The organism is Streptomyces sp. P9-A4 (genome assembly GCF_036634195.1).
Lineage (GTDB): Bacteria > Actinomycetota > Actinomycetes > Streptomycetales > Streptomycetaceae > Streptomyces.
Window position 1 is genome coordinate 5556175 of record NZ_JAZIFY010000001.1, and the last position, 17789, is coordinate 5573963.

Annotated in this window: 12 protein-coding genes; 7 read left to right on the forward strand and 5 right to left on the reverse strand. The window is 73.3% G+C overall.

From position 1 onward, the window contains the following. Nucleotides 1-34: 34 nt before the first annotated feature. The 3 genes from V4Y03_RS25190 to V4Y03_RS25200 all read left to right on the forward strand — a co-directional run bounded on the left by V4Y03_RS25190 (nucleotide 35) and on the right by V4Y03_RS25200 (nucleotide 3995). The gene (locus V4Y03_RS25190) at nucleotides 35-1453 is read left to right on the forward strand and encodes an NAD(P)/FAD-dependent oxidoreductase (RefSeq protein ID WP_317873992.1); all 1419 of its coding nucleotides are present in this window, start codon (nucleotides 35-37) and stop codon (nucleotides 1451-1453) included. A gap of 116 nt (nucleotides 1454-1569) precedes the next feature. Further along, on the forward strand, nucleotides 1570-2040 hold the full coding sequence (locus V4Y03_RS25195) for a hypothetical protein (protein WP_317873991.1): 471 nt from the start codon (nucleotides 1570-1572) through the stop codon (nucleotides 2038-2040). A 137-nt stretch (nucleotides 2041-2177) separates the two neighbouring features. Continuing rightward, entirely contained in the window at nucleotides 2178-3995 is a 1818-nt protein-coding gene (locus V4Y03_RS25200) for a chitinase (protein WP_332436360.1), read from the forward strand. A gap of 12 nt (nucleotides 3996-4007) precedes the next feature. On the opposite strand, the gene V4Y03_RS25205 is transcribed toward V4Y03_RS25200, so the two are convergent. From V4Y03_RS25205 to gabT, 4 genes are all read right to left on the reverse strand, one after another. Beyond that, nucleotides 4008-5315, reverse strand: coding sequence for an McrC family protein (locus tag V4Y03_RS25205; RefSeq protein ID WP_332436361.1), 1308 nt, complete (start codon nucleotides 5313-5315; stop codon nucleotides 4008-4010). Further along, a complete protein-coding gene (locus V4Y03_RS25210; protein WP_332436362.1) occupies nucleotides 5305-7767 on the reverse strand; it encodes an McrB family protein in 2463 nt (820 codons plus the stop codon). Before V4Y03_RS25210 ends, V4Y03_RS25205 begins: the two co-directional genes overlap by 11 nt. Beyond that, nucleotides 7710-8528 carry a phosphatase PAP2 family protein gene (locus tag V4Y03_RS25215; RefSeq protein WP_332436363.1) on the reverse strand — a complete coding sequence of 273 codons (819 nt, stop codon included), beginning with the start codon at nucleotides 8526-8528 and terminating at the stop codon, nucleotides 7710-7712. The genes V4Y03_RS25210 and V4Y03_RS25215 overlap by 58 nt, the downstream gene beginning before the upstream one ends. Before the next feature lie 100 nt (nucleotides 8529-8628). Next, entirely contained in the window at nucleotides 8629-9963 is a 1335-nt protein-coding gene (gene gabT, locus V4Y03_RS25220; RefSeq protein WP_317873988.1) for a 4-aminobutyrate--2-oxoglutarate transaminase, read from the reverse strand. A 595-nt stretch (nucleotides 9964-10558) separates the two neighbouring features. Here gabT and V4Y03_RS25225 point away from each other — a divergent pair. Further along, nucleotides 10559-12820 carry an ATP/GTP-binding protein gene (locus tag V4Y03_RS25225; protein WP_332436364.1) on the forward strand — a complete coding sequence of 754 codons (2262 nt, stop codon included), beginning with the start codon at nucleotides 10559-10561 and terminating at the stop codon, nucleotides 12818-12820. Between the two features lie 207 nt (nucleotides 12821-13027). After that, nucleotides 13028-14581, forward strand: coding sequence for a PucR family transcriptional regulator (locus tag V4Y03_RS25230; protein ID WP_332436365.1), 1554 nt, complete (start codon nucleotides 13028-13030; stop codon nucleotides 14579-14581). Nucleotides 14582-14655: 74 nt separating this feature from the next. Here the strand turns inward: V4Y03_RS25230 and V4Y03_RS25235 are convergent, their stop codons facing one another. Further along, entirely contained in the window at nucleotides 14656-14859 is a 204-nt protein-coding gene (locus tag V4Y03_RS25235) for a hypothetical protein (RefSeq protein ID WP_332436366.1), read from the reverse strand. A gap of 176 nt (nucleotides 14860-15035) precedes the next feature. Here V4Y03_RS25235 and V4Y03_RS25240 point away from each other — a divergent pair, with 176 nt between their 5' ends. Together V4Y03_RS25240 and V4Y03_RS25245 are read left to right on the forward strand one after the other, a co-directional pair. Next, nucleotides 15036-16019, forward strand: a complete 984-nt coding sequence (locus V4Y03_RS25240) for an EamA family transporter (protein WP_332436367.1) — start codon at nucleotides 15036-15038, stop codon at nucleotides 16017-16019. 228 nt (nucleotides 16020-16247) lie between these two features. After that, nucleotides 16248-17693, forward strand: a complete 1446-nt coding sequence (locus V4Y03_RS25245; RefSeq protein WP_332436368.1) for an aldehyde dehydrogenase family protein — start codon at nucleotides 16248-16250, stop codon at nucleotides 17691-17693. The last annotated feature ends 96 nt before the right edge of the window (nucleotides 17694-17789 follow it).

Sequence of the window (17789 nt, forward strand, 5' to 3'; positions counted from 1 at the left end):
GAACGCAGCTCAGGCACCGAAGGAGTTGGAAACCATGGCCCCAGTCGCCATGCGTCTCGCTGCACAATCTCTCTCCGACGCCCAGCCCGTCCCCTTCTGGCTGGAAGATCCCGGCAAGCCCGGCGCCCTGCCCGCCCTCACCGGCACCGAGAAGTGCGATCTCCTCGTCGTCGGCGGCGGCTACAGCGGACTGTGGACCGCGCTCCTCGCCAAGGAGCGCGACCCCGCCCGGGATGTCGTACTGATCGAAGGGCGCGAGGTGGGCTGGGCCGCCTCGGGCCGCAACGGAGGCTTCTGCGCCGCCTCCCTCACCCACGGCTTCGGCAACGGGCTCGCCCGCTGGCCGGGCGAGCTGCCGAAGCTGGAGGAGCTGGGCGAGCGCAACCTCGACGGCATCGAGGAGACGGTCGCCCGCTACTCCCTCGACTGCGACTTCGAGCGGACCGGCGAGATCGACGTCGCCACCGAGCCGTACCAGGTCGAGGAACTCCACGAGATGTACGAGGAGATCGACCGGCTCGGTCTCGCGGACGGCCTCGAACTCCTCGACCAGGACGCGGTCCGCGCGGAGGTGGACTCGCCGACCTTCCTCGGCGGCATGTGGGACAAGCGCGGCGTCGCCATGGTGAACCCGGCCAAGCTGGCCTGGGAACTCAAGCGGGCCTGCCTCGGCCTGGGCGTCCGGATCTTCGAGAACACCCCGGGCCTGGAGCTCGTCTCCGTCGGCGCCGGCATGGGCGTCCGCACCCCGTACGGCAAGGTCGTCGCCCGCCGGGTCGCGCTCGGCACCAACGTCTTCCCGTCGCTGGTCAAGCGCGTCCGCTCGTACACCGTCCCGGTCTACGACTACGCCCTGATGACCGAGCCGCTCAGCCCCGAGCAGCTCGCCTCGATCGGCTGGAAGAACCGGCAGGGCCTCGGCGACTCCGCCAACCAGTTCCACTACTTCCGGATCACGTCCGACCACCGCATCCTCTGGGGCGGCTACGACGCGATCTACCCCTTCGGCGGCAAGGTCAGCGCCGAGATGGACCACCGGCCCGAGACGTACCTCAAGCTGGCCGAGCACTTCTTCCGCTGCTTCCCGCAGCTGGAGGGGCTGCGCTTCAGCCACGCCTGGGGCGGCGCCATCGACACCTGCTCCCGCTTCTCCGCCTTCTTCGGTACGGCGTACCAGGGCAAGGTGGCGTACGCGGCCGGGTTCACCGGCCTCGGTGTCGGCGCCACCCGCTTCGGCGGGGACGTGATGCTCGACCTGCTCGCGGGTGAGCGCACCGAGCGCACCGAGCTGGAGATGGTCCGCCGCAAGCCGCTGCCGTTCCCGCCCGAGCCGATCGCCTGGGCCGGCATCGGCATCACCAAGTGGTCGATGGCCCGCGCCGACGAGAACGCCGGCCGGCGCAACCTGTGGCTGAAGGTCATGGACCGGGTGGGCCTCGGTTTCGACAGCTGAGCGCCATTCATGTGATGCACGTCACAACTGATGGGTAGCTGAAACCGCGTAAGAGTTGCCGCCCGAATCGCTCTCTCCGTACGGACACCGTGTCCACACGGAAGGAGACCGTTGCGATGACTGGTACGGGGGCCTCGGGCGCCAAGAGCGCGGTGGAGTGGCTGGCTTCGGTCGCACCCGATCCCGACGCCTGCCGGTGGGAGTGGGAGCGCAACCCGCACGGGGTCGCGCTGCTGCCCGCCGGCAGGCGTTGGGACGTTCTGATCCTGCCGTCCGAGCTCGGCTACCCCACGCTCGACGTCCTGGCCCGGCTGGTGGACCGCCCCGGGCCGGTCCTCGTCGACTTCGGCGACGCCCGGATGGGCTTCTTCGTCCCGCCGGGCACCGCCGCCCGCTGGCTCGGCACCGGGGTGCGCGGCGCGGGCGACGGCACCTGGATCGTGGTCCCGTACCCGGGGCGGGTGACCGGCGGGGTCCGCTGGCTGGTGGTGCCGGACGGCACCGGCACCCTCACCGACGCGGCACTCCTGGAGCTGGCGATGCACGAGGCTGCGGGGCGGATCGGGCGGACGGGAGGGACGCCGTAGGGGGTGTGGTCCGTACGGTGGTCGGACCGGGTCGTCCGCCGTGCGGACGCCGGATACAGAGGTCTTGACCACTTGATTGGTCTGGACCATGCTGTGGCGCGCTCCCCACCTCGATTCCCCCACACCCGGAGGCAGTTGTGGACCGCGCCAGACCTCTCACCCTGCTCCTCGCGGGCGTCCTCGCCGCCGGCGGACTCGCCGCGCTCACCCCCGCGGCCCAGGCCGCCGACTCCGAGCTCGCCCGCAACGGCGGCTTCGAGGCCGGCCTCGACGGCTGGACCTGCACCGCGGGCAGCGGCGCCGCCGTCTCCACCCCCACCCACAGCGGTACGAAGGCGCTCCAGGCGACCCCCGCGGGCAGCGACAACGCCCGCTGCTCCCAGACGGTCACCGTCAAGCCCAACTCCACCTACGCGCTCAGCGGCTGGGTGCGCGGCAGCTATGTCTACCTCGGCGCGAGCGGCACCGGCACCACCGATGTCTCCACCTGGACCGGCTCCGCCCCCGACTGGCAGCGGCTCTCGACCTCCTTCACCACGGGCGCCTCCACCACCTCGGTCACGATCTACACCCACGGCTGGTACGGCACCCCCGCCTACCAGGCCGACGACCTCTCCCTGTACGGCCCCGGCGGCGACCCGGTCCAGCTCCCGGCAGCCCCCACCGGCCTCGCGGCGGGCTCCCCGACCTCCACCACCGTGCCGCTGACCTGGACCGCGGTCTCCGGCGCCACCTCGTACCACGTCTACCAGGGCGCCACCAGGGTCCAGACGGTCACCGGCACCTCGGCCACCGCCACCGGGCTCACCCCCTCCACCGCGTACACCTTCCAGGTCAGCGCCGTGAACACCGCGGGCGAGTCCGCCAAGTCGGCCGCCGTGAGCGCGACGACCACCTCCGGCGGCGGGGGCGGAAGCGGCGGCCTGCCCGCGCACGCCCTCGTCGGCTACCTCCACGCCGGCTTCGCCAACGGCTCCGGCTACACCCGGATGGCCGACGTCCCCGCCTCCTGGGACGTCATCGACCTCGCCTTCGGCGAACCGACCTCGGTGACCTCCGGCGACATCCGATTCAGCCTGTGCCCGGCGACGGAGTGCCCGAACGTCGAGTCGCCCGCCGAGTTCAAGGCCGCGATCAAGGCCAAGCAGGCCGCGGGCAAGAAGGTCCTCATCTCCATCGGCGGCCAGAACGGCCAGGTGCAGCTCGCCACCACCGCCGCCCGCGACACCTTCGTCACCTCCGTCTCGAAGATCATCGACGAGTACGGCCTCGACGGCCTCGACATCGACTTCGAGGGCCACTCCCTCTCGCTCCAGACCGGCGACAACGACTTCCGGAACCCGACGAGCCCCGTCATCGTCAACCTGATCCAGGCGGTGAAGACCCTCAAGGCCAAGTACGGCGCCGGCTTCGTCCTCACCATGGCCCCGGAGACCTTCTTCGTCCAGCTCGGCCACCAGTACTACGGCTCCGGCCCCTGGGGCGGCCAGGACCCGCGCGCCGGCGCCTACCTGCCGGTCATCCACGCCCTGCGCGACGACCTGACCCTGCTGCACGTCCAGGACTACAACTCGGGCTCGATCATGGGCCTGGACAACCAGTACCACTCGATGGGCGGCGCCGACTTCCACATCGCCATGACCGACATGCTGCTCACCGGCTTCCCCGTCGCGGGCAACACCGACCGCGTCTTCCCGGCCCTCCGCCCCGACCAGGTCGCCATCGGCCTCCCGGCCTCCACCCAGGCGGGCAACGGCCACACGCCCCCGGCCGAGGTGAACAAGGCCCTGGACTGCCTCACGAAGAAGACCAACTGCGGCACCTACCGGACCCACGGCACCTGGCCGACCCTGCGCGGCCTGATGACCTGGTCGATCAACTGGGACCGCTACAACCAGTGGCAGTTCTCGCAGAACTTCGACACGTACTTCGGGAACGCCGCCGACGGGAGCTGACGGCCCACGCGCCTAGGGCAGCACCTCACTGAACAGCCGGGCCGGAACCCCTTGGGGATCCGACCCGGCCAAGCCCGCGAGCACCGCCGGGAGATCCACCGGCACCGAGCGCACCCGCGCCGCCACCGGCCCGTCGATCACACGCACGGCGACCCGGTCGTGGCGCGTCGAGGCGTCGCCGGGGTAGAGCAGCGCGCAGACGGGAGGTTCCCCTTCGGCCGGCCGGCCGAGCGTGTGCGCGTAGACGAAGGCCTGGTAGAGATCCGCGGGACAGAGCTTCGTCCCTCCGTAGAGCTTGTACTTCATGTCCACCGGCAGCCGGTACGATCCGCCCGCCCGCAGGCCGGAGATCAGCACGTCCGGCCGCACCGCGCCGTAACTCAGTCCGGTGCGCTCGTCGTGCAGCACCCTCCGCTCGTCGACCTGCTTGTCCACCCGCAGCCCCGTCCCTGCCGCGCCCTGCTCCAGAAGGCGGGTGACGAAGGCCTCGAACAGCCTGTTCATGTCAACCAGGAAGGCCCGCGAAGCGAGCGGCCCGGACGTGAACAGGCCGTCCAGGCCGCCACCGGTCAGCAGCAGACCGGACCACAGGTGCGCGGGCCGGTAGTGCTCGTTGTGCCGGTGGTAGGTCAGGCCCGCCATCACGGCCCGGACGTCCCCCGGCGGCGTCGGGGCGTGCTGCGCGAACAGGCCGGCGGCGCGCCGGGCGCGGGCGCGGACCGGGGGGACGCGCGCGGTCCGCGCGGCCAGGGCCAGAGCGGCGGCGCAGAGCCGGTTGTCGTCGATGTCGGCGTCGTGCTCCTCGAAGCGGCAGGCCAGCCGGTCCAGCCGACCGTGGTGGCGCAACAGCTGGCGGTCGGGCAGGAGCCTGCCGCGTACGACCCGCAGATCGTCTTCCACCGTCAGATAGTCGTGCCGCACTCCGCGCCGCAGCAGCCGCTCACCGTGCTCGACGACCATCAGACAGACCAGGTCGCGCAGGTTCGGCGCACCGGCCAGGAAGTCCTGGCGGATGGGGAGCGGGTCATGGGCCCCGCTCCAGGCGTGGTCGAGCATGCGCAGGACGTCGAGGTCGGTCCCCAGGTACTTGGGGCGCACCCGGATCTCGCAGGACTCCAGCCGGAGCGTGCCCACGTACTGGTACGCGGTCACCTCCAGGCGGTCGCCGGAGAGCTGGCGCACCCGTAGCCGGGAGTCGAAGGCGCCACCGTCCAGCAGGCGCCGGTCCGGTGCCGTGAGGCGGACGCCCTCGAAGACCGCGGTCCCGTACTCGACGAGTTCGATTGGGCGTACGGGTTCGCGTACGAGGTCACTCCGCACCGGCGCCGACCTGAAGCTCCTCGTAGAGCCGGATGACCAGCGTCTCGTCCGTGACATCCCTCAGGGTGTGGGCGACGGGGTCGACCAGGTCCTCGCCCAGGAAGGCGGCGAGGAGGCCGTAGTCGTCGTACGCGTACTCCTGGAGCAGCGGAAGGATCTCGCCCCGGATGATCGCGGCGAACTCGGCGGTGGTGGAGGCGGCCTCGCCCTCCGGCAGGAAGAAGGCGTGGCCTATCTGCTTCTCCCGGTCGAGGTGGGTCCTGATGCGCCGGTTGAGTTCGTCGAGGAAGTTCCCGAGATGCAGCTGGTCCACCCGGTTGTTCCCCAACGGCTTCGAGTCGGGGAGGAGTTCGATGAAGGCGAACCTGCGGCGGACGGCCGAGTCGAGCATCCTGACGGACCGGTCGGCGGTGTTCATCGTGCCGAGGAGACGGACGTTCGGGGGAACCCGGAAGGTCTCGCCGGTCAGCGGGAGCGTGACGGGGAGTCCCCGCTTGTCCTTCTCCAGAATGGTGATCAACTCGCCCAGGATGCGCGGGAGGTTGCCCCGGTTCAGCTCGTCCACGATCACCAGGTACAGCTGCCCGGGGTCGCCGGCCGCCTTCTCGCAGACCCGCTTGAAGACGCCCGCGGTGGGCTCCAGGCTGAGCCCGGCGCCGCCCTTGGCCGGTCGCAGGCCCTCCACGAAGTCCTCGTAGCCGTAACTCGGATGGAAGGTGACCAGGGTCAGCCTGCCCGAGTCCGTCAGTGCCTCGACGGTCGCGGCGAACTCCTTGCTTCCGGGTTCGGCGAGCGGATCGACGTCCGACAGGTCCTCGGACAGCTCGCCGAGGCGTCGCACGGCGTAGCGGAGGGCGTGGAAGGTCTTTCCGGTGCCCGGAGGGCCGAACAGTACGGCCTGGCCGCGCCGCTCCAGGGCGTCGTCGATGCGCTGGAGGCCCGCGTCGAGCGGCGGGATCTCCACCTCGTCGGCGGCCTCGTCGGCGGCTTCTTGCGGTGTCCCGGAGCCCTGGGCGGCGGCCAGTCCCCGAATCTTCCGCCAGAGCGGCGCGGGGACGTCCGTGACCAGGCCCCCGCCCCAGTCGTCCACCGGCTCGTCCAGTCTGCCCGCGTACCTCTCGTCCCAGTCCACCTCGACCGCGTGCCACGGAGGGCGCTCGGTGGCGAGGTGGGGAAGCCACGCGTATCCGTTGCCCACGACCCGGCCCAGGCCGAGCACCTCGTTCTTGCCCTGGGTCGCGATCACGCGGTCTCCGACCCGCAGGTCGAGGAGGGACCAGAGTTCGGCGGCCCGCGCGGTGAGCTTGTTACCGGACAGGCCGGTGTCCGCGTACGCGGCGGTGTAGGCGGAGGTGAACTCGTCCTGATCGGCGTACCCGCGCAGATCGCCGACGCGGTCCATGCCGACGGCGGCGACGCGTTCGGCCGTGAAGTAGAGCCAGTCGCCCAGGGCTTCGGACGCGCCGATCCTGACCGTCCGGGCAGCGGTCCGGCGTGCGGGTGCCCACCAGTCGAGGAAGTGCCGGACGAGCTGCGGCGGCCAGCCCTCGAACCGCGGATCGTCGTCGACGAGGGCCTTGAGCAGTTCCTTGCGCGCGAACGGCTGGAGCTTCGCCGCCGAGCCGGGTGAGAGCCGGTCGAGGTAGTGGCGGGTGTAGCTGTCCGAGTAGACCGGCAGGGTCGCGTCCGGCGCGTAGACGCGCAGGGTCTTCGCCACGACCGTGATCCCGGAACGCACCGAGGGGATGTCGTCGATGTCTCCGACGTGGCCCGCCCGGGCCGCCGTCACGGCGGCGACGAGTCCGGCCCGCACCTGTTCCCACGCCTCGGTGACGTCCCCGTACTTCTTGTCGTGCCACCAGGCGCCGTGGTTCTGCCGGTAGACGAAGTGCTTCTTGGCGGTGCCGCCGGGGATGCTGCCGAGCGCCTTGCTGCCGAATTCGAGCGCATGGCTGTACACCTGGCCGGGGCTGTCCGGCTGCCCCAGGGCGTACCGCTCAAGGGCCAGCGTCGGCCACTCCTCCCAGGGGAAGGCCGCCCGGATCGCCTCGGCCTCACGGTCCGCGGCCTCGACGTCCGCCGCGTGGCGCGCGTGGTCGAAGACGCGAAGCGCGTCGTCGACCGGCCAGTACGGAAGGGCCTCGGCGTGTGTCTCCGCGACCGGTCGCAGAGCGCAGGAGCAGACGCCGGTGAGCGGTCGGCCCCGTTGGTTGCGCAGCCCGATGGAGAGCGCGTAGCCGGCGGCGTCCTCCGCGTCGAGCAGCCGCCGCCACAGCAGCCCGTCGGGGTCGGGGTGCCGGGGAAGGCGGTGGGAGTCCGTCAGATGCGTACAGCCCGCGTCGTGGTGGATCTTGCCGCCGTGGACGGGGAGGACGACCTCGCCGGGCGAGGGGATCAGTTCGTACGCCCGTCCTCCGACCGTGACGGCGTAGCGCCGCTCCTCGTCCCCCATGAGTCCTCCCCGTGGCCGTCGACCGGTGAGCGTCGACCGTACCGCGCGGCCAGGACGGGCCACCGCAGAAGAGGAACGCACAGCGCGAGCGATGCCAGCACGTCCAGCGGCCAGTGGAAGCCCCGCAGGATCAGGCCGGTTGCCGTCACCGCCGTCAGTGCGGCGGCGACGGGGATCAGGCGGTTGGAGACCAGGAAGGCCGCGCCGAAGTAGGCGACCGCCGCCGTGGCCGTGTGGCCCGAGGGGTAGTAGCCGGCCGCCCAGGGCTCCAGCGGGCCGGGGCGGGCCGTCCACTCCTTCAGGGGGATCACCAGGAGGGGGACCGCGGCCATCGCCAGGCCCGCGTGGAGGGCGGCGAGCCGTCGGCCGCGCCACACCGCGTACGCCATCGCGCAGGCGAGGACCGGGAGGGCGACCGTCATGTTGCCGAGGTCGGAGGCCAGTTCGGAGAGGGGCCGGGGGACCGAGTCCACCACGGCCCGGGACACCCGCTCGTCGAGCCTGGCCAAGGGGCCGTGGACGAGCACCTGCCAGGTCACGACGGCGAGGGCGACGAGCGCCGAGAAGAGAGCCGGCCGCCCTGGAACAGGGGGGGTGGTTCCAGGGCGGCCGAGGGGATCGGGCCGCCGCACGCCCCGGGGGGTGTGGGGCGGGCGGCCATCCGATCGGTGAGGAGGCCCGGGGCACGAGGCCCCGGAGGTGTGCGCGACGGCACGGTGTGGGCGGTGCTGGGGTGGCTCCGCCCGGGGTGTTTCTCTCATCTGCGGAAACCGTACGTCAGACAAGGGGGGACCGACAGCGGGAAACGCATCCCGCCATCGGCCCCCCACAGAGTCTTCACACCGTGTGCCGGATCGGTCCTCAGACCGTCGCGAGCGCGGCCTCGATGACGTCCAGACCCTCGTTCAGCAGGTCCTCGCCGATGACCAGCGGCGGCAGGAAGCGCAGCACGTTGCCGTAGGTGCCACAGGTCAGGACGAGCACGCCCTCGTTGTGGCAGTACTTGGCGAGCGCGGCGGCGGCCTCCGGGAACGGCTCCTTGGTCGCCGGGTCCTTCACCAGCTCGATGGCGATCATGGCGCCGCGGCCACGGATGTCACCGATGGCCGGGAACTTCTCCTGCATCGCGGTGAGGCGGGCCTTCATGACCTCCTCGATGCGCTGCGCCTTGCCGTTGAGGTCGAGCTCCTTCATCGTCTCGATGGAGCCCATCGCGGCGGCGCAGGCCACCGGGTTGCCGCCGTACGTGCCGCCCAGACCGCCGCCGTGGACGGAGTCCATGATCTCGGCGCGGCCGGTGACGGCGGCGAGCGGCAGACCGCCCGCGATGCCCTTGGCGGTGGTGATGAGGTCCGGGACGATGCCCTCGTCCTCGCACGCGAACCACTGGCCGGTACGGCAGAAGCCGGACTGGATCTCGTCGGCGACGAAGACGATGCCGTTGTCGTTGGCGAACTTCACGATCGCCGGCAGGAAGCCCTTGGCCGGCTCGATGAAGCCGCCCTCGCCGAGGACCGGCTCGATGATGATCGCGGCGACGTTGTCGGCGCCGATCTGCTTGCTGATCTGGTCGATCGCCTGCGCGGCGGCCTCGGGGCCGCAGTTCTCGGCACCGGTGGGCCAGCGGTAGCCGTAGGCCACCGGCACGCGGTAGACCTCGGGCGCGAACGGACCGAAGCCCTGCTTGTACGGCATGTTCTTCGCCGTCAGCGCCATCGTGAGGTTCGTACGGCCGTGGTAGCCGTGGTCGAAGACGACGACGGCCTGGCGCTTGGTGTACGAACGGGCGATCTTCACCGCGTTCTCGACGGCCTCGGCGCCCGAGTTGAACAGCGCGGACTTCTTGGCGTGGTCGCCCGGGGTCAGCTCGGCCAGCGCCTCGCAGACGTCCACGTAACCCTCGTACGGCGTCACCATGAAACAGGTGTGGGTGAAGTCCTGGAGCTGCGCGGACGCGCGGCGCACGACGGCCTCGGCGGAGGCGCCGACCGAGGTCACGGCGATGCCGGAACCGAAGTCGATCAGACGGTTGCCGTCGACGTCCTCGATGATGCCGCCGCCGGCCCGCTTGGTGAAGACGGGGAGCGTGGAGCCCACGCCACCGGCGACCGTGTCGAGGCGGCGGGCCTGAAGCTCCTGCGACTTCGGACCGGGGATGGCGGTGACGATGCGCCGCTCCTGCGGGACAGCGTTCATGCGGGGCTCCTGGGGGTGTTCTGGACGCACTTGCGGGTTTCCTCCGCAGGCTAGGCGCGGGGGAGGGGCGGAGGCATGCGCCGATCGGGAGTGGTGGCGGGTGTGTCGTTGTCCGGGATGGACATGGTGGCTCCGGTTCCGCTCCGGCCGTACGGCTGGTCGAAACCCCTCCGGGGCGCTCCGGGCCCACTAGATTGACGGTGGCACAGACGCGGCGACCTGGCTGGTCAGGGGGCAGGGGTTCATGGAGACCGACGGCACGTACGAGTCACGCGACACCAGGGGGAGCGGGGTTCCGCGGCCGGCGGGGCCGCCGGTGGGGCAGCCGTCGACAGGTCAGTCGTCGACCGGTCAGCCGTCGACAGGCCAGCCGTCGACCGGTCAGCCGTCGGCCCACGGCCGGGAGGCCGGTGGCACGTCGTCGTCGGCCGATGCGACACAGGCCGGTCCCGCCCCCGCCGTCGCCCCCTCCGCCGGACTCCCGCCCGTGCCGCCGCTCCCCGCCCAGGCCCCGCACCCCTCCGGACCCGCCCCGCAACCGCCCTCCCACGCCCCCCGCCCGCCCGGCCCCGTCCTCCCGTCGCGGTCCGACCCGGTGACCGGGGCGCGGCCCGCCGTCGTCGACTGGCTCGACGCCCCCCGGCCCGAGGCCGGTCCCGGGATCTGGCGGTTCCGGCACGTACCGCCGCCGCCCGCCGCGCCCAAGCGGCTCGCGCCCGTCACCGTCGTCGGGATGCTGATCCCGGTCGCCGTCGGCCTGCTCATCTGGTCGGCCTACCGGCGCGGCACGCTCCCCTACATGTGGGCCGTGCTCCAGACCCTCACCCCGGGCGACTGGTGGTACCACGGCACCACCGCGGCCCGGGACTGGCACGGACAGGCCGCCCACGACGTCTTCGGCGGCGCCGTCTTCGTCGGGCTCGTCTGCGCGATCGCCGCGCTCGGCTCCTGGGGCACGATCGTCCGCCACTACCTCGGCCGGTTCCGGCCGCCCGTCCGCGCCGCGCTCGCGGGCGGCGGGGCCCTGATCGCCCTGGCGTTCGTCTGGCCGGAGGCCTTCGGCCTCGGCTGGGACCCGCTGCCCGTCGTCTCCCCGGCGCTCTCCCTCGTCTCGCTCGTCGGCGGCGGCTACGACGTCCTGGAGTCCCCCTTCCTCGTCTATCCGCTGTACGCGCTCATCACCGCCCTCGTCGTCCGGCCCTTCGCCCGCGTCGGCGAATGGGCCGCCCTCCTCCGCGCCCGCCGCGGCTCCGCCGCCCCCGCTCCGGCCCCCGTCACCGCACCGGGCGCCGCCCGCTCCCAGTGGCCCGAGCTGCGCGAGGCCGGCGAGCACCGCGCCGCCGACCTGCTCGCGGGGGAACTGGTCACCGGGCGGATGAACGACGTCGACTGCGCCCGCGTCCACCGCGCCTGGCGGGACGCGAGCCGCGACCCCGGCCGCCGGGCCGCCGTCGTCGGAACCTTCCTCAAGGAGGGCGCCGCCGCCGGCGCCCACCCCTCCGGCGCCCGCGACCTGCCCGGCCGCCGGGCCACCCACGACCTGCTCCTCGGCCAGGTCCGCGTCGGCCGGTACGCGCCCGCCGAGCGCACCCCCGACGCCTACCGGGGCGCCGGTCTCGCGCTCGACCCCGGACTCCTCGGCAGCTCCCTCCTCGCCGTCGGCCCCTCCGGCGCGGGCAAGACCCGTCACCTCGTCGCCCCCGTCGTCGAATCCCTGACGCTCCAGGCGCTCACCGGCGCCTGCGCCGTCGTCGCCGTCGGCTCCGCCGGGGCGCCGCTCGGACCCGACGAGGCGTACGACGTCGTGGTCCGGCTCGGGGACCCGTCCTCCCGCTACGACCTGGACCTGTACGCCGGGGCCACCGACCCGGACGAGGCCGCCGCCTTCCTCGCCGAGGGGCTCGTCGGCGACATGGAGGGCGTGGAGACCCGGCGCGCCGCCACCGTGCTCGCCCAGCTCATCGGCCCGTACCGGAGCGCGTACGGCCGCTTCCCGACCGTCCCGGTCCTGCGCGAGCTGCTCGAAGCCCGGCCCGAGACCCTCCGGGCGCTGCTCGACCTGCTGCCCGAGGACGGCGCCCCGGCCATGCGGCGCGAGCTGGACTCCCGTATCCGCCAGGTCGGCACCGCGACCGACGTCGGTCCGCTGCTCGCCGACCGGCTCGCCGCCCTGGACCGGCCGGTCTTCGCGGAGTTCTTCGGCGGCGGCCACGAGGTGCGGCCCTTCTCCCTGCGGGCCGTCGCCCAGCACCCCATGCGGGTCCGGATCAGCCTTCCCGACGGCGGCCACGAGGAGGCCGGGCGGCTGCTCAACCGGCTGCTGCTCGCCCAGTTCCAGTCCGTCACCCGGGACCGGCCGGGCCGGGGTCACTTCGTCTGTCTGGTGCTCGACGACGCGGCGGGCGCGCTGACGGCCGGGACCGTACGGGGCCTCCAGCGGCTGCGCCCGCAGAACGCGGGTGTCGTGCTGGCCCTCCGTACCCTCGCGGAGGTGCCCGAGGCGCTGCACGGTCCGTTGCTCGCCGTCGTCGGCTGCCGGATGGCCTTCGCCGGGCTCCCCACCTGGGACGGCCGGGCCTTCGCGGAGGCCTGGGGCACCGAACGGGTGGAGACGACGGAGGTCGCCCATCACACCGTCTTCGCCGACCAGCCGATGACCCGGGCCCTGCACGCCCTGCGGAAGCTGGTGACCGGCAAGGCCGTGACCACCGAGGCCGTCACCGTACGAGAGGTGGAGCGGCAGCGCTGGTCGGCCTCCGACCTGGCGCACGGCGTTCCGCCGGGGCACGCCGTCCTCTCCCTGACCCATGTGCGCGGCGAGCACACACCACCGCTGCTCGTGGAGCTGAACGGCTGAGCGGGCGGGCCCGTCCGGACCGCGGCCGTACGCCCCGGACCGGTACGTACGGCCCTGGGTGCGCCGTACGCCCGCCCGGCCCGCGCGGCTGAGCGGCCCCCCGGCCGCCCTGGCACAATCGGGGGCGCCGCTCGGCTGAGCGGTGCTCCCGCCGCCGCGCACGGCTCGCCCGCGCGCGGTCCTCGCTCAAAGGTCCGACGGTCCCCAATGCCGCCCACCCTCGCCTCGCTCGTCCAGCACTCCTCGCTCAAGCTCATCGTCCGTGCCGGTGAGGACCGCCTCGACACCCCCGTCCGCTGGGCGCACGTCAGCGAGCTCACGGACCCCGTCCCGTACATGGAGGGCGGCGAACTCCTCCTCACCACCGCGCTCACCCTCGACGCGGAGGACCTGGAGGCGATGCGCCGCTATGTGCGGAGGCTGCTCGGCGCGGGGGTCGTCGGGCTCGGCTTCGCCGTGGGCGTCAACTACGAGGAGATCCCGCCGGCCCTGCTCGACGCGGCCCGCGAGGAGCACCTGCCGCTGCTCGAAGTGCCGCGCCGTACGCCGTTCCTCGCCATCAGCAAGGCCGTGTCGGCGGCCATCTCCGCCGACCAGTACCGGGCCGTCACGGCCGGTTTCGAGGCACAGCGCGAGCTGACCCGGGCCGCGCTCGCGGAGGGCCCGGAGGCCGTCGTCGCCCGGCTCGCCGCCCATGTCGACGGCTGGGCCGCCCTCTACGACACCTCCGGCACGGTCGTCGCCGCCTCGCCCGACTGGGCCGCGCGCAGGGCCGCCCGGCTCACCCCCGACGTGGAGCGGCTCCGCGACCGCCCGGCGCCCGCGAGCGCCGTGGTCGGCGGTACGGACGACCGCGTCGAACTCCAGTCGCTCGGGACCGGACGGCGGGTACGGGGCGCCCTCGCGGTCGGCACGGGCGCGCCCCTCGGCACGGCCGAGCGGTACGCCGTCCATTCGGCGATCGCCCTGCTCACCCTGACGACGGAACGCTCCCGTTCGCTCCAGGCCGCCGAGCAGCGGCTCGGCGCGGCCGTCCTGCGGATGCTGCTCGCGGGCCAGCCGGACCACGCCCGCGCGGTGGCCGGGGACGTGTACGGCGGGCTGCTCGACGCGCCCTTCCGGCTGCTCGTCGCGGAGACGGCCGGGGCCGAGACCACCGGGGAACCGCCCCTCGCGCTGCTCGCCGAGACCCTGGAGACCGCCGCCGCCCGCGCGGGCGAGGCCCTGCTCACCGTGCCGGAGAGCGAACGGCGGCTCGTGGTCCTCGCCGGGGACGCGGGCGCGGTCGTCGCCGCCTGCGAGGGGTACGCGGAGCGGGAGGCCGAGGAGGCCGGCATCGTCGTCGGCCTGTCGGCGCCGGCCGGTCCCGCCCTGGCGGCAGCCGCGTACAAGCAGGCCGAACAGGCCCTCTCGGTGGCCCGGCGGCGGGGCCGCGCGCTCGTCGAGCACGAGGACCTGGCGTCCGGCTCGGTCCTCCCGCTGCTCGCCGACGACGCCGTCCGCGCCTTCGCCGACGGGATGCTCCGCGCGCTCCGCGACCACGACGCGACCGGCCGGGGCGACCTGGTCGCCTCGCTGCGCGCCTGGCTCTCCCGGCACGGCCAGTGGGACGCGGCGGCGGCGGACCTGGGCGTCCACCGGCACACCCTGCGCTACCGGATGCGGCGGGTGGAGGAGATCCTCGGCCGCTCGCTGGACGACCCGGACGTACGGATGGAACTGTGGCTGGCGCTGAAGACGACGGGGGAGGGGACGCGGTAGCGGGACGCGCTACGGAGGGCGGGTCGGCGACCCGACCCCTCCGGTGCCGCCCGGCCTCCGGTCACCGCCCGCTCTCAGCCGTCCCCGCCGCCGCCGCCGTCATCCCCGCCGCCGCCCACGCTCCGCCGACGGTTGCCGCTGCGCACCAGCCGCCCCGCCGCCAGCGTCACCGCGGCCACCCCGCGGACCCAGCGCGGGCCGCCCCTGGCGGCCCACACCACGCACGCGCAGCCTCCGACGACGAGCACCAGGACGATGGCCAAGGCGATCGGGATCATGCGTCTCCCCCTCCGGTCGGTCTTCCTCCCCCGCACGGCCGGTCTTCCCCGTGACGGGTCCGATCATCCTGCCACCCCGGCGAAAGGGCCTCCCGAGGCCGTCCACTCACCCCGGCCTGCCCGGACGCGGGCAGATCCCTTGGTCATCCGGCCCCGGACTCCTTACTCTCCTGTCCATGACAAGCCCCGCCGTCGATCCGGCCCCCGGCGCGCCCGAAACGGCCCCCACCGCCCCCCGGCCCACCACCGAGAAGCCCGCCGCCGCCCCCGCCCGCCGGATCACCGGTGCCGTCTGGGCCGCGCTCGGCATCGTCTACGTCGTCTGGGGCTCGACGTACCTCGGCATCCGGATCGCCGTCGAGACGATGCCGCCGTTCCTCTCCGCCGGCACCCGCTTCGTCACCGCCGGCCTGCTGCTCGCCGGGATCATCGCCTGGCGCCAGGGCCCCGCCGCCCTCAAGGTCACCCGCCGGCAGCTCGCCTCGGCCGCCCTCGTCGGCCTGCTCCTCATCCTCGGCGGCAACGGGCTCGTCGTCCTCGCCGAGACCTCCATCCCCTCCGGCCTGGCCGCCCTGCTCATCTCCGTCGTCCCGGCCTGGGTCGTGGTCCTGAAGGCCACCACCGGGCAGCGGCCGAGCGCGGGCGGGCTCGCGGGCGTGCTCCTGGGACTCGCGGGGCTCGCGGTGCTGACGCTGCCGGGGCTCAGCGGCGAGGTGAAGGTGGGCGGTGTCCTGCTCGTCGTCGTGGCGACGTTCCTCTGGTCCTTCGGCTCCTTCTCCTCCGCGCGCCTGCCGATGCCCGCCAACCCGTTCACGGCCAGTGCGTACGAGATGGTCGCGGGCGGTCTCGGCGGTCTGGCCGTCGGTCTCGTCAGGGGCGAGCAGCACGGGCTGGACCTGACGGCGGTCTCGGGCCGCTCCTGGGTCGCCCTCGGCTATCTGATCGTCTTCGGCTCGCTGATCGCGTTCACCGCGTACGCCTGGCTGCTCCAGGCGGCTCCGCTCTCGCTCGTCGCCACCTACGCGTACGTGAACCCCGTCGTGGCGGTCGCGCTCGGCGCGCTCGTTCTGAACGAGGCCCTGACCTGGCCCATCGTCCTCGGCGGCGCGATCGTCGTCGGCGGGGTCGTCCTGATCGTCTCGACGGAACGACGCGGCTGACGGCGGGGCGCGGGACCGTGGGCGGCGGGCAGGGCCGGTGGCGCAGGGTGCGGCTCCGGGAGAACGCGTCCGCCGCTTCCCCGTACGGGGCCCGCCCCCGCTTCGGCCAATTCGGCCAGCGGTCCGGACCCATCACTCCACACCGGACAAGCCCACCCCCGCCGCCCCGGCCCTAACGTGTCACGAGAGCAATCGCTCGCTCCCCGAAACGGAAAGGGCCGGGACGCAATGACGACCACCCACGCCTTCTGGCTCGCCGGCCGCGAGGCCACCGGCGACGCCACCTTCGACGTCACCAACTCGTACGACGGACGTCTGGTCGGCAAGGTCAGCGTGCCCACCGAGGCCCAGGTCGAGGAGGCCGTCGCCGCCGCGCACGCCGTCGTCGACGAGTTCGCCGCGACCCCGGCGCACGTCCGCGCCGCCGCCCTCGACCATGTGTCGAAGCGGCTCGCCGAGCGCACCGAGGAGATCGCCCTGCTGATCTCCGCCGAGAACGGCAAGCCCATCAAGTGGGCCCGCGGCGAGGTCGGCCGCGCCGTCTCCGTCTTCCGTTTCGCCGCCGAGGAGGCCCGCCGCTGGAACGCCGGCGAGGCCCAGCGCCTGGACACCGAGGCCGGCGGCGCGGGCCGCCTCGCCCTCACCCGCCGTATCCCGACGGGCGTCGTGCTCGGCATCGCGCCGTTCAACTTCCCGCTGAACCTCAGCGCCCACAAGGTCGCCCCGGCCATCGCCGTCGGCGCCCCGATCATCCTCAAGCCGGCTCCGTCGACGCCGATCTCCTCCCTGATCCTGGGCGAGATCCTGGCCGAGACCGACCTGCCGGCCGGCTCCTGGTCGATCCTGACCGTGCCGAACGACCGGATGCCCGCCCTGGTCCAGGACGAGCGCCTCCCGGTCATCTCCTTCACCGGCTCCGACAAGGTCGGCTACGCCATCCAGCAGTCGGTGCCGCACAAGCACTGCACCCTGGAGCTGGGCGGCAACGCCGCCGCCGTCGTCCTCCCCGACTGGTCCTCCGAGGAGGACCTGGACTGGGCGGCGAGCCGTATCGCCACCTTCTCCAACTACCAGGGCGGCCAGTCCTGCATCTCCGTGCAGCGCGTGATCGCGGACGCCTCGGTCTACGACCGCCTGGTGCCGAAGATCGTCGCCGCCGTCGAGACGCAGGTCACCGGTGACCCGTCCGACGCCGCCACCGATGTCGGCCCGCTGGTCGACGAGGCCGCCGCGAAGCGCGTCGAGTCCTGGGTGGACGAGGCCGTCGCGGCCGGCGCCAAGCTCCTCTCCGGTGGCAAGCGCGAGGGCGCGACCTACGCCCCGACCGTCCTCACCGACCTCCCGGCGGACGTCACCCTGGCCCGCGCCGAGGTCTTCGGCCCGGTCCTGACCATCGCGAAGGTGGACGGCGAGGCCGAGGCCTTCGCCGCGGTCAACGACTCCGACTTCGGTCTCCAGGCCGGTGTCTTCACCCACGACCTGCAGGCGGCCTTCCGCGCCCACCGCGTCCTGGAGGTCGGCGGCGTGATCGTCGGCGACGTCCCCTCGTACCGCGCCGACCAGATGCCGTACGGCGGCGCCAAGCGCTCCGGCGTCGGCCGCGAGGGCGTCAAGTACGCGATGGACGACTACACCTACGAGCGCGTGCTCGTCCTGACGGGCCTCGCCCTGTAAGGCGTACGCCCCACCGGAGCAGGCGGTCCGAGCCCACTGTGCGGGGGCTCGGGCCGCCTTTTCGTCAGGCCGCGGGGGGACCCCCGCCCGGACGCC